General features: G+C 44.6%; 1 protein-coding gene. It reads right to left on the bottom strand.

All coding sequences use genetic code 11. The features are described from left to right. On the bottom strand, nt 1-850 hold an 850-nt coding region (locus tag BGC7_RS17515; RefSeq protein ID WP_185113001.1), incomplete at both ends, for a UxaA family hydrolase.

The raw sequence follows: 850 nt of genomic DNA, 5'->3' as shown, positions 1-850 counted from the left end.
ATTTGTCATCAATAGTTGTTATTCCTCCTGCTTTATTTCCCGGAGAAGGATTCTCATAAATAGGCTGGTCAAACTTTCGGAAGTAATGCTTGAAATTGTTGATCAGTAATACCGTATTGTCAAATACTTCTTTTGTTTCAGCCCTGTTCATTAGTATAGTCTCAGCACCGAACATTTCAGGTACTTCAGTCAGTATGCTTGTTCCTCCCTGTGCGATGATCCAGTCGGAGAACTGTCCTACCAAGGGGTTTGCTGTAATACCTGAGAATCCGTCGCTTCCCCCGCATTTAAGCCCTACCTTGAGCAAAGAGAGAGGCAGCGGTTCACGCTTATCGTTTCGCATGTTTTCTACCAGTTCTTTCATCATCAGGAATCCTGTCTCTATCTCATCCTGTACTTCCTGTGAGATGAGAAACCGTACCCTTTTCTCGTCCCATTGTCCCATTACGCTTTTAAAGTCTTTCTGCTGGTTGTTTTCACAACCCAGACTCATCACAAGTACTCCTCCTGCATTTGGATGCTTAGCCAAAGCCGCCAGCGCTTTTTGGGTATTCACATGATCGTCTCCCAGCTGAGAACATCCGTAGTTGTGTGTGTATACGCGGATATCGTCTATGTGAGATACATCGAGTTCGGATTTCACCCTGTTAATGATAGCCTGAGCCTGTCCGTTTACACATCCTACAGTTGGTACTATCCAGAGTTCGTTTCTTATTCCCATTTCTCCGTTGTATCGGAGGTACCCGTTTATCTTGATGTCGCTCTTTTTTATATCGAGCTTTGGATGTACGGGAGCATAAGCGTACTTCAGGTCATCGTGCAGGTTTGTTTTCACGTTCTGGGTGTGTAC

The organism is Dysgonomonas sp. BGC7, assembly GCF_001261735.1.
Taxonomy (GTDB): Bacteria; Bacteroidota; Bacteroidia; order Bacteroidales; family Dysgonomonadaceae; genus Dysgonomonas.
The sequence above is the reverse complement of the archived record's forward strand: the minus strand, read 5'-3'. Positions and strand labels throughout refer to the sequence as shown.